Here is a 26,333-nt window from a genome sequence, read left to right as displayed (position 1 = left end):
TCACTAATTCTTAATTGACAAATGAAAAGAAGAGATTTTTTAAAAAGCACTACATTGGCATCAGGCGCGTTCCTGATACCATCATTCCTCAAACCACTCGAAGCTATGGCTTCGGGGCAGTTAACGGGATATAAAAATTTAGTGATCATCCAGCTGTCTGGCGGTAACGATGGGCTTAACACTATTGTGCCTTATGGTAATGACATATATTACCAAAAACGGAACACTATTGCCATAAAACAGCCCGAGATCATCAAACTAAACGATATGCAGGGGTTAAACCCCTACTTGTCGTCGCTTAAAGAAATTTACGACCAGGGCTGGATGAGCGTGATCAATTCTGTAGGTTACCCCAACCCCGACAGGTCGCACTTTCGTTCCATGGATATCTGGCAAACCGGCAGCGAATCTAACCAGTTTTTAACCACCGGCTGGATTGGCCGTTATCTGGATGCCAACTGCGCCATCAATAAAGACCCATATACCGCGGTTGAGGTTGATGATACCTTATCGCTTGCCATGAAAGGGGCCAAAATGAAAGGTATAGCAGTGCAAAACCCGGCAAAGCTCTACCAATCAACCCGCGAACCATTCTTTAAAGAACTGGTGAACGAGCACGATGCCGCCCACCTGAGCGAAGATAATCTGGGTTATTTATACAAAACAATGATCGAGACCTCGTCATCGGCCAACTACATTCAGCAAACCAGTAAAACATATAACACCACGGCGCAATACCCGCAATCGGCCTTTGCAGGGCAATTAAAAAGCGTGGCTAAGTTTATAAATTCAGGTTTAAAAACGAGGGTTTACTATGTGTCGTTAAGTGGTTTCGATACCCATACGCAGCAGCAAAATCAACAAGGCCGCCAGTTAAAAATTTATGGGGACGCGGTAGCCGCTTTTATTAAAGACCTGAAACAAACCGGCAAACTGGATGATACGCTGGTAATGACCTTCTCTGAATTTGGCCGTAGGGTGGAACAGAATGCCAGCAATGGAACTGACCATGGTACTGCCAACAACGTAATGATATTTGGGGGTAAGCTTAATAAAGCAGGTATTTATAACAATGCGCCAAATTTATCGGCCCTTGATAACGGCGACCTTAAATACGAGGTTGATTTTAGGGATGTGTACGCCACCTTGCTTGATAAGTGGCTAAATGTAAATAATAGCCAAATTTTGAACAAGAATTTTGCCGGGCTTAACTTTGTATAGAAAAAAGAGTTGTTGAGTGACAGGAAAAATTGTAAGTCGCCAATTAATTGTATCTTGGAGTTACCGTTAATAAATACGAGAAGCCCCTAATTAATGGAGAATATATACAAGATCATCCTGGAGGAAACCCTCGCCGGCTATTGGGACTGTTATCTGCAGGAGGATAGGGTGATCTTAAGCAGTGCCTTTAAAGCCATGTTTGGCTACCGCGACGATGAACTTGAAAACACTACTGATACCTGGGCAAAACTTATCGTACCCGAAGATGTAGGCCGTATGGATGCTTGCCTTAAAGAGCATTACGACAGCCACGGCCTAAAGCCCTTTAATATAGATGTACGCTACACTCACAAAAACAGATCGATAGTTTGGATAAATACCACCGGCCGGGTTATTGAGTGGGATGGCAATACACCTGTAAGGATGGTAGGTTGCCACATAGATATCACCGAAAAAAAGAAAACCGAAAAAACACTTGAAATAAGCGAAGAAACTTTTAGAAATGCATTTGATTACTCGCCCATTGGTGTGGTGCTGGTATCAACCGAAGGCAATTTTTTAAAGGTAAACAAAAGCATATGCGATATGCTGGGCTATTCTGCTAAAGAATTAATGACTAAAACCTTCCAGGAAATAACTCATACCGAAGACCTGGAGGCCGACCTTACCCTGTTGCAACGTACGCTGGATAAAGAGATAAACTCCTATCAAATGGAGAAACGGTACATCAGGAAGGATGGTGCTACCATCTGGATCTTGCTGAACGTAGCAATCGTGCGCGATAAGGCTGAAGAGCCCCTATACTTTGTATCGCAAATAAAAGATATTACCGAACGCAGGCAAGCTGAGGAACGGCTCCGCGAAAGCGAGCGCCGCTGGATCTTCGCATCAGAAGGTTCGGGCGGGGGCATCTGGGACTTCGACCTGGTGAACAACACTATATTTCACTCAAAACAATGCTTGAGTATGATAGGGTTAGAAGAGCACGGGTTTAGCAACGTGCCGGGCCAATGGACAGCCCGCGTGCATCCTGAAGACCGTGATAGATATATAGCAGATGTAAGGTCGTATATTAAGGGCAAAACAGACGTATACTCTAACCAGCACCGCGTTTTGTGTAAAGATGGCACCTACAAATGGGTGCTTGATCGCGCAAAGGTTATTGAATACGATAAGGATAATAAACCAACCCGCATTATTGGTACCCACACCGATATTACCGACCAAAAACAACAGGAACAACACCTGCGCGAAACGCTTGATGTAGTGAGTGGGCAAAACAGTCGCTTACTAAATTTCGCCTACATTGTATCGCACAACCTGCGCACGCATGCCAGTAATTTTAAAATGATAATGGATGTCCTGGCCGACCCTGCTATTGGCGAGGACGAAAAACTGGAACTATCCGGCCATTTAACACAAGTATCCGAGCAATTGAACGATACTATTACCAACCTTAATGAGGTGGTATCGATACAAACCAACGTAGATATCCAAACAACCGAATTAGACCTGCTTACTTACTTTAACCGCGCCATAGAATTGTTGCACGCCGAGATTAGCCTTTGGAACGTACATGTTGAAAATCATATCCCGGCCGATATTTCGCTTGTGTATAGCCCTGCTTATTTAGAAAGCATAGTGCTTAACTTGTTAAGCAATGCCATAAAGTACCGCTCGGCAACCGGGCAGCCCAAAATTACATTGCATTATTTTAATGATGAGGGTAGGCAGGGTTTCACCATTGCCGATAACGGCATAGGCATAGATCTTAAAAAACATGGCAATGATCTTTTTGGCATGTATAAAACCTTTAATGGCAACCTTGATGCGAAGGGCATGGGCCTGTTTATCACCAAAAACCAGGTAGAAGCTTTCGGTGGTAAAATTGAGGTAGATAGCACGCCGGGCAAGGGCACAACGTTTAAGGTGTACCTAACCTGACAAGCCCACCTTTAATCCACGTGCAGTTATTGTTTACGGCCAAACTTTGCTGACCCTTGCCAAAGCCCTCTTAGTTCGGCCCGAATTACGCAATCTTAAGGCAATAAAAGACCATGCTGCAATTAGCGATGCGGCTTTCATAGTGTGATTTTAAATGGAAGAGGTTAAATAACTACAACCAGGCGTTGCCCATCGGGGACGTCTAAACCCCATAGTTCGGCTATATCGGGCAGGTTAAATTTTGTGGTTTCTACAGTTAGTTTCCCTCGGGATGCTAATTCAAACATTTCGGGCAAGATCTCGCTGAAAACCAATTCAACCTGCTGTTTAGACCAGGAGCCAAGCCCAGATCCTGTTAGCTGAAGATCCACACTGCGCATAACGGCAGCGGATAGCCGGACAACATCGCCGGCCATGCTACCAACAGAGACGTAACTTATTTTATTGGTGAAAGATCCATCACCTTTTATACAGTCCAGTATCATTTCAGCAGTGTGGCCCCATAGGTAATCAATTATAATATCAATAGGGGTTTGCTGATGAATGGCTTTGACCTGGGCGGCAAACGCTTCATCGTCTTGCATAACAGAAACTATTTCATCCCCACCTAGTAATAATGAAGCTTTAAGTGACTTTGGGTTCCTGCCTGTTACGATTACTTTTTTAGCGCCATAATATTTAGCTATTTGTGTAGCTACCCGCCCGGTAAAACCCGTTGCGCCATTTATAAGCACTACATCGCCGGGTTTAATATCGGCTTTAAAACGTAGCCCCATTGCAGCGCCAAATACCGCGTTAGGCAAAGCAGCAGCTGTGGCATCATCAACGTTTGCAGGAACCTTTACCATACGATCTTTGTGGATAACTGCCTTTTGGGCCAGCATGCCGCTTATGCCCATACCATAAACCCGAGTTCCATCTTCTAACTGGCACACTCCATCCCCGCCAACTACCTTGCCTTGCGGTTTCGGGGCATCGCTGGAATAGTGTTTGCCGCTCGCCGTGCCTTTATCAAAATGTTTTATGGCTACTGCTTTTACAGTTACTAAAACTCCATCATTGTTTTGAAGCGTTGGTTCCGGGAAATCGGCATATTGGGGTAACTCCCCTTTTTGATACATTACTGCTGCTTTCATTTTTATCTTTTATGTTAAGACAAATGTCGGTTTTGTAGCAGCACCAGGGCGATAACATATGTTATCAAGTTTAGAAATGCAGGTTACCCTTAGCTATTTTACTTTTTATGCGGCTTAGGTGTACAGTGCTTACGCCAAGATACGAAGCGATATAGTGCTGCGGTATCCGCTGAATAATGTGCGGCCGTTTGGTAAGCAGGTTTAAATATCGCTGCTCGGGCGTATCGCGGATAAAGGAGAAAAACTCTTCCATATAATGCAATTGTCGCTGTGCAAACATGCGTAACATCAGCTGCACAAACTCAGGTTCGCGGGTTAGCTCGTTTACCAATTGCAGCACGTGCTTTTTGGGAAGCAAGTAAACCACCGATGGTTCAATAGTTTCGATGGTAATAAGACTGGGTACGTTGTTGGTAAAGCTATCGAAAGAGGTAAGCCCCTCGTTCTCGAAAAAAAATTGTACAGTTTTATCGTCGCCGTTATTATTGAAGAAAGCTCTTACGCTGCCTTTTTCTATAAAAATGTAGTTTCCGGATACTTTGCCCTCTTGCAGCAGAACGGTTTTTGCAGGCACATCCATCCGGGTTTGATATTCCAGGTACTTATCCCAAAACGGATTTAGTTGAGGGAACTTTTTTCTGAAATGGAAGATCATAACTTGGCCGATTTAATATAACATAAAGTTCCAAAGGTAAGCAAGGGCTTACTTCTTAACCCTGCTCAAAATATCAGCAACTGATAATTTTTCCTGCACACCGCTTTCCATGTTTTTGAAGGTAAGCAGGCCGCTTTCCATTTCGTCGCTGCCTATTAGTACGGTGTATGGGATCTGCTTGTTGTTTGCGTACTCCATCTGCTTTTTAATTTTGGCGCCCGCGGGGTAAAGTTCGGCATTGGTGTTTTGGCTGCGCAAGCTTTGCAGTAAGGGAAGGCCATATTTTTCGCCCTGTTCATCAAAGCAGCAAATAAGCACCTGCGTACTTTGCTCTGCCGATTGCGGGAACAAGTTCAGTTCTTCTAATACATCATAGATCCTATCGGCACCAAAGGAGATACCCGCGCCGGTCAATCCTTTCAGCCCAAACATACCGGTAAGGTCGTCATAACGGCCACCGCCGCCAATGCTGCCCATGGCAACCTCGTTGGTTTTTACTTCAAAAATAGCACCGGTGTAATAGTTTAGGCCTCGGGCAAGGGTAATATCCAGCTCCAATTTGGCGGTTAACGGTTTGCAGGCGGCAATGTAGTCAAATACGGTCTGGATCTCGTCGCAGCCATTAAGGCCTATTTCTGAGTTTTGTAAAGCCGCACGCAGACTTGCAAGTTTTTCATCGTTACTGCCTTCTAACAGTATAATGGGTTTTATGGTATCGATATCTGCCTGGCTAAATCCGCGTTCAATGAGTTCTTTTACTACGCCATCGAAACCGATTTTATCAAGCTTATCGATAGCAACGGTCATGTCGATGATGTTGTCGTGCTTATCTATCACCTGGGCAATACCTGATAAGATCTTACGGTTATTAATCTTTATACTGAAATCTTTTAAACCCAGCAGGCTTAAGGCTTCGTCATAGATCATGATAAACTCTGCCTCGTTCAATAACGATGGCGAGCCTACCACATCTGCATCACATTGGTAAAACTCGCGGTAGCGGCCTTTCTGTGGCCTGTCTGCACGCCATACCGGCTGCACCTGGAAACGTTTAAAAGGAAAGGTTATCTCGTTTTGGTGTTGTACTACGTAACGCGCGAATGGCACCGTAAGGTCATAACGGAGGGCTTTTTCGGAGATTGATGGAGTGGCTTGGTTAGAGTTACGTGAGGCAATTGCCTGCTCATCCGCTTTGGCTAAAAAATCCCCGCTATTTAATATTTTAAAAATCAACTTGTCACCCTCATCACCGTATTTGCCGGTAAGGGTGCTTAAGTTTTCCATCGATGGGGTTTCTATCTGCTGGTAACCGTATTTGCGGAATACACTTTTTATGGTGTCAAAAATAAAGTTCCGCTTTGCCATTTCGGCGGGAGAGAAATCGCGGGTGCCCTTAGGTACAGATGGTTTGATGGATGCCATGCGGCAAAGGTACAAAAAAGCAGGCCTCACCCAAATCCTCCTAAAAGTAGGCTTACTCTTTCTCACTCGCCCCTCGGGGGGCTAAAAAGAAAAGCCCGCCGATATATCGGCGGGCTTTTCCTGATTAACTATTAACTGCTCTTATTATTAATTAGTAGCACTTTTAGCCTGGTTTTTCATAGCATCGTTTGCAACAATAACTATTTCAACCCTACGGTTTTGAGAACGGCCTTCAACAGTATTGTTATCACCAATTGGCTCGCTTTCGCCTTTACCGCTTGTGGTTAAACGTGAGTTGCCTACATTGTTTGATGCAATAAATGCTTTAACCGCGTCTGCGCGGCGTACAGATAGGTTTTGATTGTATTCATCTGTACCTGTACCATCAGTGTGGCCTACAACAAGGATGTTGGTTTGGGGGTTGTTTTGTAATGATGTAGCCAGGTTAGCAAGGTTTGTACGTGCAGCAGGTTTCAAATCTGATGAGTTGGTATCAAACAGGATACCTGAATCAAATTTTACCAAAATACCTTCGCCTTCGCGGGTTACGGTAGCACCGGGTACCGTGTTCTTAATTTCAGCAGCCTGCTTATCCATGTTACGGCCAATAAATGCACCGGCTGTACCACCTACGGCACCACCTATAATTGCACCTAAAGCAGTATTACCTGCGGCTTTACCAATAAATGCACCAATGGTACCACCGGCACCTGCGCCAATTGCGGCACCTTTTTGGGTTTTGGTAAGCGAATCACAGCCTGAAGCCAATAATCCTAATGAGGCTAATGCTATACTGTACGTTGCGATTTTTAATCTTAGTGTTTTCATCTTTAAAATGGGGTGTGTGTTTAGTAAGTATTTGCAAAGCGAATGCCAAAAATCAAAACCGCTTATTATTACACTACGGCCGATATTTTGAATATCAATCCTTACTATAACAACATATTTTTAAGATTTGAGAAAATAACACTGCATTTAGCATAATACCCAAAATAATATGCTATGCACCGCTGCCTTTTTTTTAGTACAACGTTTAGTTAGCAGGGGAACTGCCGGTAACTTCTATAGGGAAAGTTAACCTAAATGTACTGCCAACCCCTTGCTCGGAGTTTACAGTGATGCCTATTTTATGGAAAGAAGCGATAGACTTTACAATAGGGAGCCCCAAGCCAAAACTATCTTGGGAGAGCGACTGCTTCATCTTTTTAAACCTGTTGAATATGTACGGCATCTCTGCTTCAGGGATACCAATACCGGTATCAGCAATACTGATGGTATAATTATCCTTAGCCCACTGCCCGGTGATTGTAATCCCGCCATCGGGCTTATTATATTTAATAGCATTGTTAATGAGGTTGAAAAGCAGGTTAAACAACAGAAACTTGTTTACACCCGCCAATTCTACATCATTGATCATTAGAATACTAAGGTTGATGTTTTTGTCCTGCAAACGAATGGAGATCTCCTCATTAACATCTTCTATCAACTCTTTCGCGGTTATCTTGTCCTCTTTCAGGAATTGATCGTTCTCTATCTGTGATATCAGTAACAAGGTTTTAGTAATACTTTTTAACCGGTTCAGGATCTTTTGCATCTCCAACAGGCGAACCTTCAGTTCGTGGTTAATGTCGTCCTGCTCAAACATGTTCTCTATTTTTGATTGCAGGATAGAGATAGGGGTCATCAATTCATGCGATGCATTAGATATAAACTCCCGTTCTTTTTGAAAAGCTGTCTCAATAGTTTCTACCATACGGTGAATACTGAGATCGAGCTGTTGGAAATCCACTGTGCTTGTCTTAACCCCCTTGTACACGGTAAACTTCGGGAACTTATTACCTATCAGCTTAGTGCGGATGATGATACTTAGGGGGCGCAGGATGTAGGTAGAGAAGATCTGATCGGCAAGGATGGTCAATAATATCATCCCCAGTAAGATCTGGAAAGCGATATTTTGCAGCGGGCCGGTGGTTTCGCCAATGGATTCGGTACTCTTGCCAACTTCCAACAGGTAATTACGTTTGCCCGCTTTAAAGGTATGGCTCAGTATGCGGTAATCAATGGTATCGCGTTCTACAAGGCGTTGTTCGTCCTTAATGGTGTCTAAAAAATAGGCGGGTTCAACCTCGTCAAGGCTAATGTATTCTTCCTTTAGTGGCAAGTAACTGCCGTAATTTTCGCCGTCTTCTATATAAAATTTAATGCCATTTTCTTTTACGCGCTCTAAAAACTTTTCCTTTTGTTTTATCAGTCGGTTATCGGTGTAATTTTTATTTATGTTTTCGATAATGTTGGGCAGGAGCAATATAAACAGGGTTACAATAACCAGTTTAGATATGGCATTAAACAGCGTTAATTTGGTCCGGAGTTTCAAATATCTAAACGTTTGATTTTATCCTATAGCCCAGGCCGCGCACAGTTTCCAACCAATCGGCAGGGGCAAAGGCACTTAATTTTTTACGGATATTTTTGATGTGGGCGTCAATAAAGTTAGAGTCGTAATCGTCGTTTATCAGGCTTCCCCAAATGTGTTCGCTTAGTTGCGCCCGGGTAAGCGTGCGGTTTTTATGTAGCAGCATGTATGCTATCAGGTCAAATTCCTTTTTGGTGATTGTATTTACCGGGTTAACGTGATACATTATCGTCCGATCTGTAATGTTTACCAAAAAACCTTCCAGATCAATGATGTTTTGCAGCAAACCAAATTTTCTGCGGATAATAGCCTGCATACGGCTTTGCAGTTCTAATAACGAGAATGGCTTAGCCAGGTAATCGTCGGCACCAAGATCAAGGCCTTTTACGCGGTCGTTAACCTCAGCACGGGCGGTAAGGATGATACATGCTACTTCGGGGTTTGCTTTTTTGGCTTCCTTTAGTAGGTCAAGGCCTTCATAGTCGGGTAGGCCAAGATCAAGCAAAATAAAGTCGTAAAGGTTTACCGCCAGCTTCTCTGATGCAGATGCCCCGTTGTAACAGATCTCGCAGATGTAGTTGTTCTTTACCAGGAAAAGTTCCAGTTCGTGGGCAAGTGCCTTTTCGTCTTCTACGATAAGTATATTCATCTTAATAAAAGACGTAATAAAAGGTGAAATTAAAAAATGATTCGCGCCGGTTCTTTAACGCGCCTTCCACATTTACAGGAATAGAGTATTTATATGCTGCCTCAATAGTATAATGCGGCATATTGTAGGCCAAAGGTATTTTAAAGCTATAATTTAGCATATTGAATTGGGCATTGGCCCTGGCGCGGCGGCCGTTCTCGTTCTGTACTGCAATATTATCAATCTCGGGGCGATACTGGTGGTCAAGCGCGTAACGCTGCACAAAATTTTGTGTACCGAAGATCAGGTTTACCGATGGGTTGATGGAAAGAAAATCCTGATCGTTAAAAATGTTGAAGCTGCTTTCGAAATATTTAGAATTACTGATAGTGGCAAAAATATCGTACGATTTCCCGAAAAGGTAATCTACCGTAGCGCTTGTTTTTAAATACTTCCAATCCAGGGTGTTTTTCCAGTTGATATCATTAGATGCCGACGACTTTATGATGTTGGCTTCCTTATTAAATATAAAGCGGGTGTAGCTTACTGTACCGGTGAATTTTTTTGACAAGCGGTAATAGTAACCGCCGCCCAAGTCAATTTCATCAACCAGTGGCTTATAGCCTAATACTTTTAATGCCGAGCCATAAACGAAAAATCCCGATTTTGTATTAAAAATAATATCGGTTGTCATGAACGGATACTTAATAGGCCCTGTACGGCCAAAGAATAGCGCATCGCTACCATAAGTAACCCCTGCCGATACCGAATTTTTGCGCACCACAGAGTCTGTATCGGCAACCGCATGGGTATCCCTGTACGCAATTAACGCAGGCTTAGGTATAGCCGCATTTACTGCGTTGCAGGTAATCATTAATAACAGGGCGCTAAGGTATTTCATTAGTCGTTTCTCCTTGGTATTTCTGGTGGGCGTTCCAAACCTTCGGGCCTGCGCTGCCTTTTTGGTTTAGCCTTAGCCGGGTCAACAGGTTCTATTTTTTCGGGCTTCGGCATTTTTTTTGCCTTGGCCACCTCTTTAATTTTTTTCTTATCTTCTTCAGATTGGCGTTGCTTGCCTTTTGTTACAGATGTATCACGTTGTTGTAACGCAAAATTCGCATTAATTGATACAATAGTAAAGGTAGTTGAAGAGTTAGCGCGATTTACGGAACTATTTTTAGCGTATGACAGGCGTGGTGCGAATATCATCAAGAGTACAATATACAAAAACCACTTTGTCATTTTAGGAGAAAAGAAACGCTAATAGGTTGCGAAGATATGCCTGCTGCATGTACCCGCAATTCAATTAAAAATAAATTTGTGTAAAGTGCGCAAAATATATGGGGCTTTATCCCTGTTTAGATGGCGCGGTAAAATTATAATAGGTTATGGCTAAATATAAGCAAAAGCTTACATCATCAAGTTAATATCTTTTGAAGTATAAACGCGGGCCTGGTCATCTAAAATTATACAAGCCAATTGGTTTAGCTTATTTATGGAATGTAAACCTGCATTTAACCCCATAGCAATAACAGCGTTTGCCATAGCATCGGCCATTTCTGTAGTTGGGGCAACTATACTTACGCTCCTGATCTTGCTAACCGGGAAACCGCTTTCGGCATTTATATCTGCCGATGCTTTAGTAAGGTGGGTATTTTTATCCTGGTTGTAAGATGTTGCTACAGCCATATTGCTGATGTTTATATTAGCATAAGGCTGGTTAGCAAGTGATGGATCGGCAGTTGCGATTGTCCAGGGAGTATTATCCGGTTGTAAGCCAAATGTAAGCAGATCGCCACCTGCGTTAATTACGCCGCTGCTAATGCCCTCCATTTGTAATACATATTTTGCCCTGTCGGCAGCGTAACCGCGGCTTATGGCGCCAAAACCGATACGCATGCCTTTATTTTTAAGGAACACAGTTTGGGCAACCTGGTCAAGCACAACGTTGGTGTAGTTGGTTAGGCTAACCCTCTTTTTTAGTGATTTAACAGTAACAACTTCTGCATCGGCGCTATCATCAAGGCTGATAGTGCTTGCTGCAGCGTAAGTAATATCAAATGTGTCGTAAGTAAGTGCCGAGATCTGCAGCGCCCTGTCAATTAAGCGAAAAACTTCTGCATCAACACGTACAGGCCTAATGCCCGCGTTGCGGTTAATCTGGTTAAGTACGCTGTCTTCCGGGAACGCGCTCAGGAGTTTATCAATGCGGTTTATCTCAGCAAAAGCGCTATCTATGCGTGCAAGTGCCCACACGGAATCTGTAGCCACCAAGCTTATCTCGAACCTGTTGCCCATTAAACGCGTTTCGCGGCTAACAATGGTAGATGTGCTTGTTAATTTTTTTACTGCCTGCATAGGTAATTAGCGTTACGTAATTTAAACCTGTTGTATCCAAGCATTACGTAATGTAATGACGGAATGCAACTCCACAAACGCTAAATTAGTTGGGCATTATGAAATTGGCATGAAAACGGCATTTTCTTAAATAAAAAAAGCACCTTGTGGGTGCTTTCAATTTTATAATTATAATAATTTTTTAAGCCGCGGTGCCTTCTTTTAAGCGTTCGGCGTTTTCCGCGAATTGCAGGGCTTCCATTATTTCTTGCAGGTCGCCATTCATAACGCCGGTAAGGTTGTAAATGGTTAAGCCAATACGATGCTCAGTTAAACGGCCTTGCGGATAGTTATAGGTACGCACTTTTGCAGATCTGTCACCAGTGGCAACCATTGTTTTACGCCTCTTGGATGTTTCTTCCAGGTGTTTTTGCAACTCCATTTCGTAAACGCGTGAGCGTAATACGCCTAAGGCTTTGTCATAGTTTTTCAATTGCGATTTCTGATCCTGGCACTGGGCAACAATACCTGTAGGGATGTGTGTTAAACGCACAGCCGAATAAGTGGTATTCACCGATTGGCCACCCGGGCCGGATGCACAGAACAGATCCTTACGGATATCGCTTACCTGTAAGTCGATATCAAACTCGTCAACCTCGGGCAATACCACTACCGATGCGGCAGATGTATGCACACGGCCTTGTGTTTCGGTATCGGGCACGCGTTGTACACGGTGCACACCGCTTTCATATTTAAAGTTACCGTAAGCATCTTCAGCATTTACACTGAAAACAATTTCTTTATAACCGCCGGCAGTACCTTCGGTATAGTCAACCAGTTCTGTTTTCCAGCCGCGGCGCTCGCAGTAGCGAATGTACATGCGGTAAAGGTCGCCTGCAAAAAGCGAAGCTTCATCACCACCTGTACCACCACGAATCTCTATCATCGCGTTTTTAGAGTCTTCAGGGTCTTTAGGGATCAGCATCAAACGGATTATCTCCTCCATTTCATCCTGCTTAACCAAAAGCTCGTCCAATTCCATTTTAGCCATTTCGCGGAACTCTTCGTCCTTTTCGGTGGCTAAAATTTCTTTGTTGCTGTCAATGTTGCTCATAATATTCTTGTAAATATTATACTGATCAACAATTTTGGCAAGATCCTTATATTCCTTGTTCATCTGGGCAAAACGCTTCATGTCAGCCATGGCATCAGGGCTGCTCAGGTCGCCTTCTACGGTTTTCCAGCGTTGGTATATTAATTCTAATTTCTCTAACATCTTCTTATTTGAAAATCAATTGCAGCGTAAATGGGTGCTGCCGCCCCGCTTTTCATTCCAGGCTTTTTTGCTCCGCACTATCCAACCACACAAAAGCTTTTTATTACAATCGGGTTTAGGTTTGTTATTGCAGTGCAAAAAACATGCAAAAATACGCATTTATAAGCATATAATAAATTCAGCGGATTGTAAAGAGATTTGATCTGAAATGGAGAATGAGGAATTTCCAATTTAAAATGTTGAAATATCTACTACTTCATTCAAATTCACGGTTTGATGTTTGTTATTTCCCTTTGGCTTCAAACCATTTCAGCTTCAAACTTGCCCCATCAAACACCACGTAGGTATTGTAGTTTACCCACTCGCCAAGGTTAACGTAACGGCTGTTATCGGGGAGGGCGATATCAAGTGGCAAATGCCTGTGCCCAAATACAAAATAATCAAAATGCTGCGTTTTTAGTATCTCCAGGGAGTAGGCCTCCAGCCACTCCTGCTCGTGTTGTATTTTCTCTGCATCGTGCTTGTTAGCTATCCTGCTTTGCTGCGACCATTTATTGGCAATGCCTACCCCCAAATTAGGGTGAAGCCTTGCAAAAAACCACTGACAAACCTTGCTGCGGAAAATCTTTTTCAGGAATTTGTAGAAGCTATCACCAGGCCCAAGGCCATCACCGTGGTGCAGGTAAAACTTTTTGCCGCCGCGCTCTATCTCCAACTCATTAGTGATGATAGTCGCGCCAAGTTCCTGCACAAAATAATCGAACATCCACATATCGTGGTTACCTTTAAACAGGTAAAGCTTTACACCGGCATCAGTTAACTGTGCCAGTTTACCCAGGAAACGGATATACCCTTTTGGTACTACAGTTTTGTACTCGAACCAAAAATCGAACACATCGCCCATCAAAAAAAGCTCGGCAACGTCATCCTTGATCATGTCCAGCCAGCGGATGATCCGGTCTTCCCGCTCGCGCGATGAGGCGTAGCTGTTAGCCCCTAAATGAAAATCGGAAGCAAAGTATAAGTTTTTACCCGTTGGCATATTGTTTCAAAAGTACGGGAATAATCAAGAGTGTCAAAATGATGATGAAGCAGATCTACAAACTCGCATTCTCATCCGGCATAAACTGCAGGCGTTTAGCAAAGTAAATATCCCAGCTATGTTGCTGCTGCTTATCTACCATATGGCGGGTATCCTCGTCGTAGTCGCTGTTGAGTTGCTTGTACTTGGCATCAATGCGGTTAAAAATATTCATAGCCTCATATTGATAACTGGCGGTAAACCGGGTGCGCTCTATTGCCCTTAACACTTCCTGCTGCTCCAGGTAAGCAATGGTGTAATGCCCTTGCTCGTGCTTTAGTATCTCAGCGAGTTGGTCGTTACTGGTAATCCGCGACCTATCTATCCACGACTTGTAATTATTCATATACAGCCTTACATTGGCGTGCAAAATATAGTTGCCATTGCCACGGCTGGCCTGGTATTTAAAATCGATAGTGCAGTTGGTGTATGCGATAACGCCCCTGCCATTTGGCCGGGGCGCACCCTGAAAATCATTAGCGGTCAGCAGCCGGTGTGGCTGCGCCAAAGCCGGATCTAATGCGAAGCACAGTAATGCTATGGCGCAAAAAGCGCGTAAATAGTTGAATGTCATTTATGCCAATGGTAAAGTAAAACTTTACTTTTTGACTTTATCTGACTGCAAAAGGTTTAAGGCCATCATTTCTTTCATGGTGTGCTGCATCCCCTCGGTAGAGCCATCCAGGAAAATAACGTTACCATTCGAGTTTTCTGCGAAGTGTTTTATAGATTCCGTCCACATGGTGAACAGGATTACGGAGGTATCCATATTGGCTTCCTGCATTTCTTTGGCAGCCACCGTCATACCCTTGGCCACCTCTTCGCGGAATAAAGCGATACCTTGTCCGCGTAATTGTGCCGCCTGGCGCTCGGCCTCTGCAGAGATCTTGATGGCGTTCCCCTCGGCTTCGGCAGCTTTGGTTTTAGTGATCAACAAGGCCTGGCCTTCATTCTCGGCAGCGGCCTTTAGGTTGTTTGATGCCACTACCTGGCTCATCGATTTCATGATGATGTCATCGAAGGTAATATCGTTCAGTTGAAGATCTTGTAAATGGTAACCCCAGCCTTCTAATATGGTATCTAACTGTTCCTTAACATGTTCTACAATATCGCGACGCAGTATCAACACCTCGCTTTGGCGCTTGGTAGCCACAAACGCACGGATAGAGCCCTCTACAGTTCGGATAAGCGCCTGCATCAGGTTGCGTTCGTCCACAAATTTAAAGGCTACGTTTTTAATGCTTTCTTCCTGCTGGTCTAATACCGAATAAAGCAGCATGGCCTTGAAATAAACGTTTGCCTGGTCGAAAGTTACGGCTTGGAATTCAAGCTCTACAGACCGGTTTTGGATGGATATTTTAGAGTAGATCTGCTCTACCAATGGAATTTTAAAGTTCAATCCAGGTGTAAGGATGCGGCGGTATTTACCAAATATGGTTACCACTGCTATGGTTCCTTGTTTAACAGTTACAAAAGAGGATAAAACTACAATGATGATAAAGAATATAACCAGGTAGGTCACAATTGATGATGTTGTCATTTAGGCTTTATATTTTTAATAAATATAGGCTTTATAACAATAGGTGCAATAAGCATTTTTAAATGCGACTATTCACGCATTTTTTTCACCAAAAAAGGCTTCAAATCACTTTTTCGACTATTTAAGTAGCCGGAAAAAGTTTCTTCCTATTCCGCTTTCCATATCGCATCCACAAACCATTTTTTGCTATCAAAAAATTGGTGCAACGGTTTAAACGACGCTGATACTGCCATGTCATCAACCTCTTCAATAGCGTATTTTTGAGAGATCTCCATGTAAATGTATTCGTCCTTTTGGAACAATATGGTTTCCTGTCCAATTTTTACTTTTTGATCGGCAAGGCTAACGAGGTAGCTTTTGCAAGCACCAGTTTCCGGATCATAGGTGGCGTAGTGGTCAAACTGGCGAGTAATAAAGTCACCACCCAGTTCGCGGTTTATACGGGCCAACAAATTTATATTAAAGCGTTTGGTGATACCTTCGCTATCGTTGTAGGCGGCTAAAACGGTAGCCGGATTTTTCTTCAGGTCGATACCGATCAACAGCATATCTCTTTCGGACAGGTTGTTGCGTAACTCCCGGCAAAAGCCCTGTGCATCTGCCACGGGCATATTGCCCACGTTAGATCCCAGGAACATCACCACCTTGCGTTTATCAGATATAGCCGCCGCTTTGCATAGCATGTCAAAATACTCGCCGTTAAGGCCTTCTATCTTGATGCCCGGCAGGGTAACCGGTAAAGTGATATTCAGGTACGAAATCACATTCTCCGATATGTCTATCGGCAGGTAGGTGAAATCCGCTTTGTTATCTATTAGATATTTTAACAACTGAGTGGATTTTGTGGCATCCCCGGCGCCAAGCTCAATCAGGTCAAAAGCATCACCATCGGCAATTATGGCTTTGCAAAGTTCGGCTGTTTGCGCGGTGAAGATCTCCATTTCGCAATTGGTAGGGTAATATTCCTCGCAGGCCATCAACTCCTGAAAGATTTTATCGCCCTGCGCGTCATAAAAATATTTTGACGCCAGATGCTTTGGAGTGGCCGTTAAACCAGCCACAACGTCCAGGTAAAACTGGTCGTCGGTTAAGGTAGTTGCCGTTGTTTGTTGCGTTGCTGTGGTGGTAGATGCCATTGGTATTATATTGTGATGTTATTTAGCAAGACGTATGCCAGTAAATTGCCAGCGCAGTTCGGGCTGAAAAAAGTTGCGATAAGTGATGCGGCTGTGGTTTAACGAGGTAACTTCTGACGCCCCGCGTAACACCTTTTGCCCAACCATAAACTTGCCATTGTATTCGCCAATAGCGCCGGGTGCTTTCGCGAAACCAGGGTAAGGCAGGTAAGCACTCTCTGTCCATTCCCAGCACTTGCCCCATTTAAATTGGTTTGCCGATGCTTCCCATTCAAACTCGGTTGGCAGGCGCATGCCTTTCCATGATGCGTAGGCATAAGCCTCGTAATAACTCATATGGCGCGCAGGCTCGTGCAGGTTTAGCTTTTCTAAACCATGATAGGTGTAGTTATGCCATTCGCCATCAATGTTGTGCCAGTACATGGGCGCTTCCGCCTTATTGGTATTTACCCAATCCCAGCCTGCCGCATGCCAGTGGCGGAAATCGTGATAGCCGCCATCATTCATAAACTCCAGGTACTCGGCATTGGTAATCAGGTCGGAACCTATCTCAAAAGCATTCAGATAAACCTTATGGCGGTTCAGTTCGTTATCAAAAGCAAAACCTTCGCCTTCAAAACCTATCTCGTAAATACCCTCTTCTAATTTTATAAATGGCGCGCCTGTTTTTTCGGATTTTGGCGAAACGTAATCATGCGAGTACGCAGGGAACAGCGGGTTATTACCCAGTATGAATTTTATATCGGTTAATAACAATTCCTGGTGTTGTTCCTCATGGTTAAAACCAAGGATCAACAGATCTCTAACATCATCGCTAATATCGCCACAGGCCAAAAAGTTGTACATGGCATCATCTACATACTTGCGGTAACGCTTTACGTCGATAACTGTGGGGCGGCTCAAATTGCCTCTGTCCGTACGGATAACGCGGTTGCCAACGGTTTCGTAATAGCTGTTAAAAACGTAATTATAATTAGGGTCAAATTCCTGATATTCGGCAAAATAAGGTTTCAGGATAAAAGTTTCAAAAAACCAGGTGGTGTGACCAATATGCCACTTAGGCGGGCTAACATCACCCACGGGCTGTACCACATAATCTTCGGTTTGCAAAGGTTCGCAAATCGCTTCGGTACGCTGGCGTACATTTTTATAACAGTCGGCTAAATCAATCATAACTACTTACTTTCCAAATACCCCTTAAGGTCCGAAATTGTTTTAATGTGCAGGTCATTTGCCTGCTTTTGCCGCATCATTAATGCATAGGCATTATTAAACCCAATGGGCTTTAACCACTTTATTTGGTAGCGCTTTGCAAACTCCTGCTGTACGTAATTATAAGTACTATCCTTACTTACCTGCAGCCGGCTAACCGTTTTTGGCGATGCCTGTAAAATTGCCAGCAGGCCTGTACCGGTGTACTCAGGGTAAAAATCTATCTGGTCATTCGTCATGGCATCAAATACTATTTTGGTGCCACCCAAGCCCGTTTTTGTAGCAACGTTGTAATTGGTGTACCCCTTTATCAGCATAGTGTATATACTCGCCAAAATGTACTGCTCGCCAAATATTTTTGAGCCGATGCGCACCACACCTTCGTTACCGCCACGCTCTGGCTTGTAAAGTTTTTTCGATACCAGAAAATCCTTCGCTACCCGTTCCGGCGTTTGGTGAAGGTAATCAGTACGGTAGTTTAATTCGGTCATTACCGAGTCAGTAATTGTACCGGCTAATAAGTTTAGCGTTTTTTCCAATTCAGGAAATTTGCGCAGGGCATCCTCACGCACAATTGGCGCGGCATAATACGGCGGGAAGATCTTTTTATCATCATCTAAAACCACCAGGTCGTAAGCCTTTAAACGGCCATCGGTGCTGTAGCCGCTTATCACGTCCAATTCTTTTTCTTGGGCGGCCTTATACATAACCGCATCATTTATTACTATGGTGTGGATCTTTAACCCGTATTTGCTGATGAGGCCAAGGTTACCGTCCTGCCGACCCATAAATTCGGGCGTAAACCCGGCGGTTAGTTTGCTGCCATAGGCTGATGGGATAAAGTACAGGCAGGATAATAAGATCAACATCACCGGAGCGATTTTTACCACGCCTTTTATTTTTTTAAAGTTTAGTTTTTGCAATCGCGATAGCAAGAAATCGAACAGGATAGCCAACATAGCTGCCGGGATAGCACCCGCCAGTATCATATTGGTATTGTTAAGCGAGATGCCGCCGAAGATGAACTCGCCCAAGCCGCCTGCGGCAATATAGGATGCCAGCGTTGCTACGCCAACATTTATAACTGTAGCGGTACGGATGCCCGCTAATATTACCGGCATACCCAACGGTAACTCTACTTTAAAAAGCACTTGCCATTTGCTCATGCCCATGGCAACAGCGGCTTCTTTAACTGTGGCATCAACGCCAGTAATACCTGTGTAGGTATTGCGGATGATGGGCAGCAAGGCATAAAGCAGCAGGGCCACGATAGCCGGTTTTGCCCCAATACCCAAAACCGGGATCATGAAACCAAGCAGCGCAATACTGGGAATGGTTTGCAGGATACCCGCGATGCCCAATACAACACCCGATAATTGCTTTTTGCGGGTGATGTAAATGCCCAAAGGCAAGCCTATAAGCACAGCTATAAACAGCGATATAAACGTAAGCCCGATGTGCTGCATGGTTTGCACACCAAGTTTATCGGCTTGTTGCTGCATAAATTCCCACAAAGTTTGCTGATGCTCATTCATGGGATTGGTGGTTTTTATATTTTGAAAATGCAGCCATCAACTGGTCAAACGTGATGGACTTTACTTCTTTATTTTGCTGGTTGAGAATATTGATATTTTCCCGGGGATAAAACTTAAAATTCTCCAAAGCCTGCCAAACATCTGCCGAGGCCGAAAGCAGAGAGGTGTTTATTTTTTTACCGCTTTCGGGTAGGTGTCCCCAAATATCACTCAATTTGATGGTTTTAAACTCCAGTTGCAAGTGCTGCTCCTTCAGAAAGTCGCGGACAAAATCATTCGCCGGGTTAAATAAAAGCTCGGCCGGTGAGCCTATTTGTACAATTTTGCCTTTATCCATCAGGGCAATCCGGTGGGCCAATTCAAAAGCTTCCTGCACATCGTGCGTTACCATGATAATGGTTTTGCGCTTCAGTTCATCCAAAGCTAAAAACTCACCATGGATCTTGGACCGGGTAACGTTATCCAGCGCGCCAAAGGGTTCATCCATCAATAACACGGGCGGGTCGGCAACCAATGCCCTTGCCAGGCCTATGCGTTGTTGCTGGCCGCCGCTAAGTTCGTTAGGATAAACGTTGAGGTAGTTTTTATCGAGGTGGAGTTTTTCGAGCAGTTCATCAACGCGCTTTTGGGTTTTGGCTTTATCCCATTTGAGCAGGTTGGGCACAATGGCGATATTTTCGGCAACGGTATAGTGCGGAAACAGACCGTTGTTTTGGAGTACGTAGCCAATGCTTCGGCGTGAAATTTGGGCCGGCTGGGCCTGTATATTGTTACCATTGATATTGATGGTCCCGCTGTCGGGTTCAATCAACCGGTTAAGCATCTTTAAAGTAGTGGTTTTGCCGCAGCCGCTGGTACCCAAAAGCACCATGTTTTCGCCCTCGTTCACCTCAAAAGAAATATCATCAACAGCTTTTGTTGTGCCGAAGTTTTTTACAAGATGCTCAACTTTTATCATAGCGGGCGTTAATCCTCCAAAGTCATGAATAAATTATTGAGCGACTCGGAATAAGTAGGGTGCGCGAATACGCAATAACGGATCCTCTCGTAAGTGATGCCGCCTTCCATAGCCATTTGCAATACGGTCATGATCTCGCCACCCTCGGTACCTACCACCGCCACGCCAAGTATCTTTTTGGTTTTTGCATCTACCACCGCCTTCATCATACCGCGGGTATCGCCGGTCTCGATGGCGCGGGCGACGTGTGACATGGGCAAGGTAGCCACTTTATAGTTTAATCCCTGCTCTTTTGCCTGCGCTTCTGTAATGCCTACACGGCCCAGTTCAGGGTCGGTAAACATACAGTAGGGTAAAGGCCTGTTGTTAATGTTCAGGTTTTGCTTTTCGATGAGATTACGGTAAACAATGGTGTAATCGTTATAAGAAATATGCGTGAACGCCGGGCCTCCTTTTACATCGCCAAGGGCGTAAATACCTTTAATATTGGTTTCCAGCTTGCCGTTTACTTTGATGTAACCCTTTTCATCTATTTTAACGCCGGTGGCATCCAACCCAAGCGTATCTGTTTGCGGCGCACGGCCGATAGCTATCAACACGTGGCTGCATTTTATCTTCTGCTCCTTACCGTCTATATCAATCGTAGCGGTTATTTTGCCTTTGGCCTTTGCTTTAAGTTTTGTGGTTTTTGCTTTAGGATGGATGGTGATATCCTCTTCTACCAGGATCTTAGTGATCTCGGCAGAAATATCCTCATCCTCGCGGGATAATAGCCTTGCCGACCGTTCCAGTATGGTAACCTTGCTACCAAACCTGCGGAACATCTGCCCAAACTCGAGCCCGATATAGTTGCCGCCGATGATAAGCAAATGTTCAGGCACTTTCTCCAGATCGAGAATAGTGGTTGAAGTGAGGTACTCTATCTCATCCAGTCCCTCAATATCATCGGGGATAAGGGTTTTTGTGCCGGTATTGATAAAGATCTGTTCGGCTTTAAACTCTTTCGATTTGCCGGGTCTATTTGGCTTTACGCTGATGGTTTTTTTATCGATGAAAGTAGCGTCGCCAAAAAGCAGATCGAGGTTTGGCGTTTTTTCCACCGCCGCCTGCCCGCCATTGCGCGATTTCATGACGATAGCGTCCTTATGCTTTTTTATTTGACGCATATCCACCTTGTAACCCTTTATGGTTATGCCCATCTCGTTGCACTTGCCCGCCAAATAAGCTAAACGAGCGCTGGCTACCATGGTTTTAGTGGGGGTGCAACCATCGTTAACACAAGTGCCGCCAATAAAGCGCTTCTCTATCAGCAATGTTTTTTTGCCGGCAGCTGCCATCTTTTTAGCCAATGGCATACCGGCCTGGCCGGATCCTATTACTATACAATCGTATTCCTTCATTATTCGGTTATTTTAACACCTTTCCAAAAGGCTACGTAATTGGTTATGTTGGCTGCCGCCGGCTTTGGCTCGGGGTAATACCAGGCCGCGTCGTTATTTTGTTGGCCATCTACCTCAATGGTGAAATATGATGCGATGCCTTTCCACGGGCAGGTAGTGTGAGTGCTGCATTCCCTCAAAAATTCGGACTTTACACTATCCTTGGGGAAGTAATGGTTGTTTTCAACTACAATGGTGTCATTGCTTTCGGCAATGATCTGGTTGTTCCAAACGGCTTTCATAGGGCTTAAGTGTTTGTATAAAGGTACTTTATAAGTATTGAATTTATAAATAGCCAAACAGGTTTTTTGTTTGCCGTATTCTAATTTGATGTACTAATAGTTGTTAGTCGCAAAAGGGCGAAAAACCTTTCTGAAATTATTTCTCAAATTTTATTTTTAATTTATCAGGAAACGTATATCTTTGCATTCCCAAAATAAGGGGAACTAAATCAAATATAACCGATTTAGAGCCATTAAAATGGCCCGTTCGTCTAGGGGTTAGGACGTTAGATTTTCATTCTAGAAACAGGGGTTCGATTCCCCTACGGGCTACAAAAAACAATACCAAAAGATGCTAAAACCCTGCAAATCAAAAGTTTGCAGGGTTTTTTGTTGGCATCAAAACTCCATATTATGCACTAAAGCGCAACAAAAATGAGCGTAATTCGGTGCGTAACTAAGTGGAAAATAACTACGCACCGAATTGCTTATAATTAATTGATTGTCAACCTGTTCAGCGAGTGAACATCTTGATAAAAGCAGGCTACAAACTTACTTTTGTTTAACTTTTTAAGCTTGTAATTATGAGTAATTTCCATCTGCTTTTCTACATCAGAAAGCAAAAAAACTACACAGGGGGTGCAATGCCCATCTACATGCGCATTACCGTTAGTGGCAAACGCGCAGATATATCCGTAGGACGCGATTGTGATCCGGTAAAATGGAACAACCAAGCGGGGCGTGCAATTGGAACCAAAGAAGAAATCAAGTCACTTAACAACTATCTCGACAGCCTGCAAACCAAACTTCGGAATGCACAACAGGCATTAATTGATACGAACCAACAGGTAACAACCGAAAGCCTCCACAACGAATTTGCCGGAAAGAATCAAAAGAGCCACTTCCTGATGCAATTATTCAAAGAACATAATTCGAAAGTAAAGGCATTAATAGGAAACGGTTTCGAAGCCAATACATTAAAAGGATATAATACTTCCGAAAAACATCTTACAGGTTATTTACAAAAAGAATACGGTAAAACCGATATTGAAATTAGCCAGTTAAACCATGCCTTTATAACTGGATTTGAATTTTACCTAAAAGCCCATTGTAAAATTAGTGGGGTCTCGGCAGCCAAATATATTAAGCATTTGAAAAAAATCGTCAATCACTGTATTGCAAACAATTGGCTGAAACAGAACCCGTTTATCAATTTCAAATCTACTGCAAAAGCAAAAGAGCGCACTTACTTAACACAACAAGAACTGGATGCCATTACCAGTAAAAAATTTGTTGTTGAACGTTTGACACAGGTGCAGGATGTTTTTGTCTTTTGCTGCTATACCGGATTATCTTATGCTGATGTTAAAAAACTAAGAAGAAACGAGATAGGTATAGGCATGGACGGTGGCCAATGGATATTTACAAGCAGGCAAAAAACAGATACTTCTTCCAGGATACCGCTTTTACCTGTAGCATTAGAAATTTTGAACCGATATCAGGATCACCCGCAATGTGAAAATCAGGGCTTATTATTGCCGGTTTTGAGCAACCAAAAGATGAATGCTTACTTAAAGGAGATAGCAGACTTATCGGATGTCTTTAAGCATCTAACATTTCATTTGGCAAGGCACACTTTTGCTACAACAGTCACACTTTCTAATAATGTGCCTATTGAAACGGTTAGCAAAATGTTAGGTCACACCAATATTAAAACCACTCAACACTACGCTAAAATATTGGATTTGAAAGTTAGCAAGGATATGGCGGCTCTTAAACAGAAGTACGCTGAATTTAAATCATTCAATATATAAGGTGCCTAATTGGCACCTTATAATCAATCGAAATTATAGAATCGGAAAATGAAAAATCAACTAATACCAGATGAAATCATCATGAACCAAATCTACTATATCCGAAATCAAAAAGTTATATTAGATAAAGACTTGGCAACCCAGATGATATCTAATTCTTGTTTCGGATAGATAGATCTCAAACAGCTATTAAACATTTTTGATTTGCCATATTGCACAGATTAGCTGTAAAAACTCTATTTATATTTTCATCGAATAGATGATAATTAGCCTATTGCGATAAAATCTTGAAAAAGTTTTTTCAAGATTGAATTATTATATCCCTCAAAATTTGGGTATAATTTGAACCATTTACCTAGCCAACTAAAAACTAATAAGCAATTTACAAGTTGCTTAAGTAAGGTTCAAGTAGAATTCCTTTAAATGGTGCAAAGCTGCTCGTTACACTAATAAAGATCCGGTGAAAAGGAAAAAGTCACGGCGGCTAGTTCATTCAGAGAAATATATCTACCTAAGGTTGATTTAATCGATTATCTGATTAATTCGTTTCATCGGAATCTCCACTAATGTTATTCATAACGTAATACCCGCTTCATTCATCATATCATAGCCAAACTTCATTATATGTTCAATCACCGGAATTGCCTTTAAACCTTTTTCGGTCAGACTGTATTCTACTTTAGGTGGAACGACAGGATAAACTTTACGCTCAATCATTCCTTTTTGTTCCATATCACGTAACTGGCTGGCCAGCATTTTATGAGTGATATGCGGAATATCCTTTTTCAGTTCACCATATCGAAGTACTTTGTATTGGAGACGCCAAAGAATAGGCATTTTCCAGGTACCTCCAATATGATTTAGCGCGAATTCAATAGGTGTATAGTATAATTTCTGATCGTGAAAAAATTCGGGCATGATGTAATATTTTAATATTAAGTATACTTTCCTTTTTGATAGTATATCACTTAAAAGTGCATTTGAGCCCTTTAAGATATAGATGATGCAAATTTGTAAAAAATCATTCGTCTTCTATGAAAAAACCATTATTATACGTTTTAGCCTTAGGAATATTTGGTATTGCGACTACTGAATTCGGAGTAATCGGCATATTGCCGCAAATAGCAGCATCTTTCCACATAACTATTGATAAGGCAGGTTGGTTGCTAAGTGCTTTTGCAATCATCATTGCAGTATTTGCTCCTTTTATGATGATGCTTTTTTCCCCGTTTGACCGCAAAAAATTACTGGTATTAGTGGTAGCCGTGTTTGCGGTTTCCAATATAATCTCGGCTATATCGCCTACTTTCACCATCCTTTTATTAGCTAGGATGTTGCCGGCATTTCTGCATCCTGTCTTTTGGTCTATTGCGTTAGCAACGGCCGCTAACTCTGTCCCCGAAGATCAAGCCCCTCAAGCTGTTAGCATAGTATTTGCCGGCTTTACTATCGCCAGCGTATTTGGGGTTCCATTAGCCACATTCGTAGCTACTATTTTTAACTGGCAAGCATCTTTTATTTTATCGGCAGCAATTAATATAGTTTCTTGTTTAGGAGTGTTACTATTCTTACCCAACATACCCAAACAAGCCCCAGAGCGATCGGGTTCGCCAGGCAAGGTTCTTCTTAATAAGGGTTTGTGGATTAGTTTGCTGTTAACTTTACTAATGATTTCCGCCATGTATTCCACCTATAGCTATATGGCTGAATACCTTGAAAAGGTTACACATATGAGTAATAAAACTGTTAGCCTTATGCTGCTACTGTTTGGAATTACAGGCATTGCAGGAAACTGGCTGGCCGGGAAACTAATGGGCAAAAACATAATGTTAACTATCGTCGGATTCATAGTCGCTTTAACGCTGGTTCATATTTTGATTTTCTATGCAGGACCATCAAAACTACTGATGATCATAACTATTTGCCTGTGGGGGTTTGTGCATACCAGTGGTTTTCTTATCAGTAACATCAATGTAACTTCCGCTGTGAACGAAGAACCTGAGTTTATCAATAGTATTTTTACTTCCTGTGGAAACCTTGCTGTTACTTTAGGTGCACTGATGGGTGGGTACACCATCGTTCATTTTAGTGTTCAACAAATAATTTGGAGCAGTATTGTGTTACTCTCATTGTCGTTTCTTGCCTGGATTTTAAAAAAAAGATATTTTATTAACTAAAATCAACGCGAGTGCTTTTGGGTTTAATTTGCATTTATTAACAAGCAACCTCTATACCTGAAAGATAGATGGTTATCAGTCGATGCATTAAACCCGCTCCAATGTTTTCGTTTGCTCCGCGATATGCCGAATACGGAAATACCGCCTCACTTCTGAACAAGAAGGGTTCTGCCAGCCTTCAAATGTTC

General features: G+C 43.0%; 24 protein-coding genes and 1 tRNA gene. 5 read left to right on the top strand and 20 right to left on the bottom strand.

Annotation, left to right across the window (positions count from 1 at the left end; genetic code table 11):
- Positions 1-21 precede the first annotated feature (21 nt).
- Together ACVW0P_RS14955 and ACVW0P_RS14950 are read left to right on the top strand one after the other, a co-directional pair.
- Entirely contained in the window at positions 22-1,221 is a 1,200-nt protein-coding gene (locus ACVW0P_RS14955) for a DUF1501 domain-containing protein (RefSeq protein ID WP_457132799.1), read from the top strand.
- Positions 1,222-1,314: 93 nt separating this feature from the next.
- Positions 1,315-3,165, top strand: coding sequence for a PAS domain S-box protein (locus ACVW0P_RS14950; protein ID WP_457132798.1), 1,851 nt, complete (start codon positions 1,315-1,317; stop codon positions 3,163-3,165).
- Between the two features lie 164 nt (positions 3,166-3,329).
- Here ACVW0P_RS14950 and ACVW0P_RS14945 read toward each other — a convergent pair whose 3' ends face one another.
- The 19 genes from ACVW0P_RS14945 to ACVW0P_RS14855 form a co-directional block, all read right to left on the bottom strand.
- Positions 3,330-4,301 carry a quinone oxidoreductase family protein gene (locus tag ACVW0P_RS14945; protein WP_457132797.1) on the bottom strand — a complete coding sequence of 324 codons (972 nt, stop codon included), beginning with the start codon at positions 4,299-4,301 and terminating at the stop codon, positions 3,330-3,332.
- A 70-nt stretch (positions 4,302-4,371) separates the two neighbouring features.
- The gene (locus tag ACVW0P_RS14940; protein WP_457132796.1) at positions 4,372-4,956 is read right to left on the bottom strand and encodes a Crp/Fnr family transcriptional regulator; all 585 of its coding nucleotides are present in this window, start codon (positions 4,954-4,956) and stop codon (positions 4,372-4,374) included.
- Positions 4,957-5,004: 48 nt separating this feature from the next.
- Positions 5,005-6,378, bottom strand: a complete 1,374-nt coding sequence (gene hisS / locus ACVW0P_RS14935) for a histidine--tRNA ligase (protein WP_457132795.1) — start codon at positions 6,376-6,378, stop codon at positions 5,005-5,007.
- 147 nt (positions 6,379-6,525) lie between these two features.
- Entirely contained in the window at positions 6,526-7,206 is a 681-nt protein-coding gene (locus tag ACVW0P_RS14930; protein WP_457132794.1) for an OmpA family protein, read from the bottom strand.
- 205 nt (positions 7,207-7,411) lie between these two features.
- A complete protein-coding gene (locus ACVW0P_RS14925; protein WP_457132793.1) occupies positions 7,412-8,752 on the bottom strand; it encodes a sensor histidine kinase in 1,341 nt (446 codons plus the stop codon).
- A 4-nt stretch (positions 8,753-8,756) separates the two neighbouring features.
- On the bottom strand, positions 8,757-9,440 hold the full coding sequence (locus ACVW0P_RS14920) for a response regulator transcription factor (protein WP_354427446.1): 684 nt from the start codon (positions 9,438-9,440) through the stop codon (positions 8,757-8,759).
- A 1-nt stretch (position 9,441) separates the two neighbouring features.
- On the bottom strand, positions 9,442-10,320 hold the full coding sequence (locus ACVW0P_RS14915; protein ID WP_457132792.1) for a hypothetical protein: 879 nt from the start codon (positions 10,318-10,320) through the stop codon (positions 9,442-9,444).
- A complete protein-coding gene (locus tag ACVW0P_RS14910; RefSeq protein WP_354427450.1) occupies positions 10,320-10,661 on the bottom strand; it encodes a hypothetical protein in 342 nt (113 codons plus the stop codon). The genes ACVW0P_RS14915 and ACVW0P_RS14910 overlap by 1 nt, the downstream gene beginning before the upstream one ends.
- Positions 10,662-10,829: 168 nt before the next feature.
- On the bottom strand, positions 10,830-11,777 hold the full coding sequence (locus ACVW0P_RS14905; RefSeq protein WP_457132791.1) for an FAD:protein FMN transferase: 948 nt from the start codon (positions 11,775-11,777) through the stop codon (positions 10,830-10,832).
- 181 nt (positions 11,778-11,958) lie between these two features.
- Positions 11,959-13,032, bottom strand: coding sequence for a peptide chain release factor 1 (gene prfA / locus ACVW0P_RS14900; protein ID WP_457132790.1), 1,074 nt, complete (start codon positions 13,030-13,032; stop codon positions 11,959-11,961).
- A gap of 283 nt (positions 13,033-13,315) precedes the next feature.
- Positions 13,316-14,074, bottom strand: coding sequence for a UDP-2,3-diacylglucosamine diphosphatase (locus ACVW0P_RS14895; protein ID WP_457132789.1), 759 nt, complete (start codon positions 14,072-14,074; stop codon positions 13,316-13,318).
- A 55-nt stretch (positions 14,075-14,129) separates the two neighbouring features.
- Complete coding sequence (locus ACVW0P_RS14890; RefSeq protein ID WP_457132788.1) at positions 14,130-14,687, bottom strand: DUF922 domain-containing protein; 558 nt, start codon at positions 14,685-14,687, stop codon at positions 14,130-14,132.
- Positions 14,688-14,711: 24 nt separating this feature from the next.
- On the bottom strand, positions 14,712-15,653 hold the full coding sequence (locus ACVW0P_RS14885; RefSeq protein WP_457132787.1) for an SPFH domain-containing protein: 942 nt from the start codon (positions 15,651-15,653) through the stop codon (positions 14,712-14,714).
- Positions 15,654-15,799: 146 nt separating this feature from the next.
- Positions 15,800-16,789, bottom strand: a complete 990-nt coding sequence (locus tag ACVW0P_RS14880) for an L-histidine N(alpha)-methyltransferase (RefSeq protein ID WP_457132786.1) — start codon at positions 16,787-16,789, stop codon at positions 15,800-15,802.
- A gap of 18 nt (positions 16,790-16,807) precedes the next feature.
- A complete protein-coding gene (gene egtB, locus ACVW0P_RS14875; protein ID WP_457132785.1) occupies positions 16,808-17,962 on the bottom strand; it encodes an ergothioneine biosynthesis protein EgtB in 1,155 nt (384 codons plus the stop codon).
- A 2-nt stretch (positions 17,963-17,964) separates the two neighbouring features.
- Positions 17,965-19,536 (bottom strand): ABC transporter permease/substrate-binding protein, encoded by a 1,572-nt coding sequence (locus ACVW0P_RS14870; protein WP_457132784.1) that lies wholly within the window; start codon positions 19,534-19,536, stop codon positions 17,965-17,967.
- The gene (locus ACVW0P_RS14865; RefSeq protein WP_457132783.1) at positions 19,529-20,494 is read right to left on the bottom strand and encodes an ABC transporter ATP-binding protein; all 966 of its coding nucleotides are present in this window, start codon (positions 20,492-20,494) and stop codon (positions 19,529-19,531) included. The genes ACVW0P_RS14870 and ACVW0P_RS14865 overlap by 8 nt, the downstream gene beginning before the upstream one ends.
- Positions 20,495-20,502: 8 nt before the next feature.
- Positions 20,503-21,894, bottom strand: a complete 1,392-nt coding sequence (locus ACVW0P_RS14860; RefSeq protein WP_457132782.1) for a mercuric reductase — start codon at positions 21,892-21,894, stop codon at positions 20,503-20,505.
- On the bottom strand, positions 21,894-22,175 hold the full coding sequence (locus tag ACVW0P_RS14855; protein ID WP_354427471.1) for a DUF427 domain-containing protein: 282 nt from the start codon (positions 22,173-22,175) through the stop codon (positions 21,894-21,896). The genes ACVW0P_RS14860 and ACVW0P_RS14855 overlap by 1 nt, the downstream gene beginning before the upstream one ends.
- A gap of 240 nt (positions 22,176-22,415) precedes the next feature.
- Between ACVW0P_RS14855 and ACVW0P_RS14850 the strand changes: the two genes are divergently transcribed.
- Positions 22,416-22,487: transfer RNA gene (locus ACVW0P_RS14850), tRNA-Glu, on the top strand.
- A 251-nt stretch (positions 22,488-22,738) separates the two neighbouring features.
- Complete coding sequence (locus ACVW0P_RS14845) at positions 22,739-23,968, top strand: site-specific integrase (protein WP_457132781.1); 1,230 nt, start codon at positions 22,739-22,741, stop codon at positions 23,966-23,968.
- A gap of 573 nt (positions 23,969-24,541) precedes the next feature.
- Here the strand turns inward: ACVW0P_RS14845 and ACVW0P_RS14840 are convergent.
- Positions 24,542-24,886, bottom strand: a complete 345-nt coding sequence (locus tag ACVW0P_RS14840; protein ID WP_128533026.1) for a winged helix-turn-helix transcriptional regulator — start codon at positions 24,884-24,886, stop codon at positions 24,542-24,544.
- Between the two features lie 116 nt (positions 24,887-25,002).
- Between ACVW0P_RS14840 and ACVW0P_RS14835 the strand changes: the two genes are divergently transcribed.
- Positions 25,003-26,145, top strand: coding sequence for an MFS transporter (locus ACVW0P_RS14835; RefSeq protein ID WP_457132780.1), 1,143 nt, complete (start codon positions 25,003-25,005; stop codon positions 26,143-26,145).
- Positions 26,146-26,333: the final 188 nt, after the last annotated feature.

The organism is Mucilaginibacter sp. UYNi724 (genome assembly GCF_054057495.1).
This window is presented reverse-complemented; position numbering and strand designations above follow the sequence as displayed.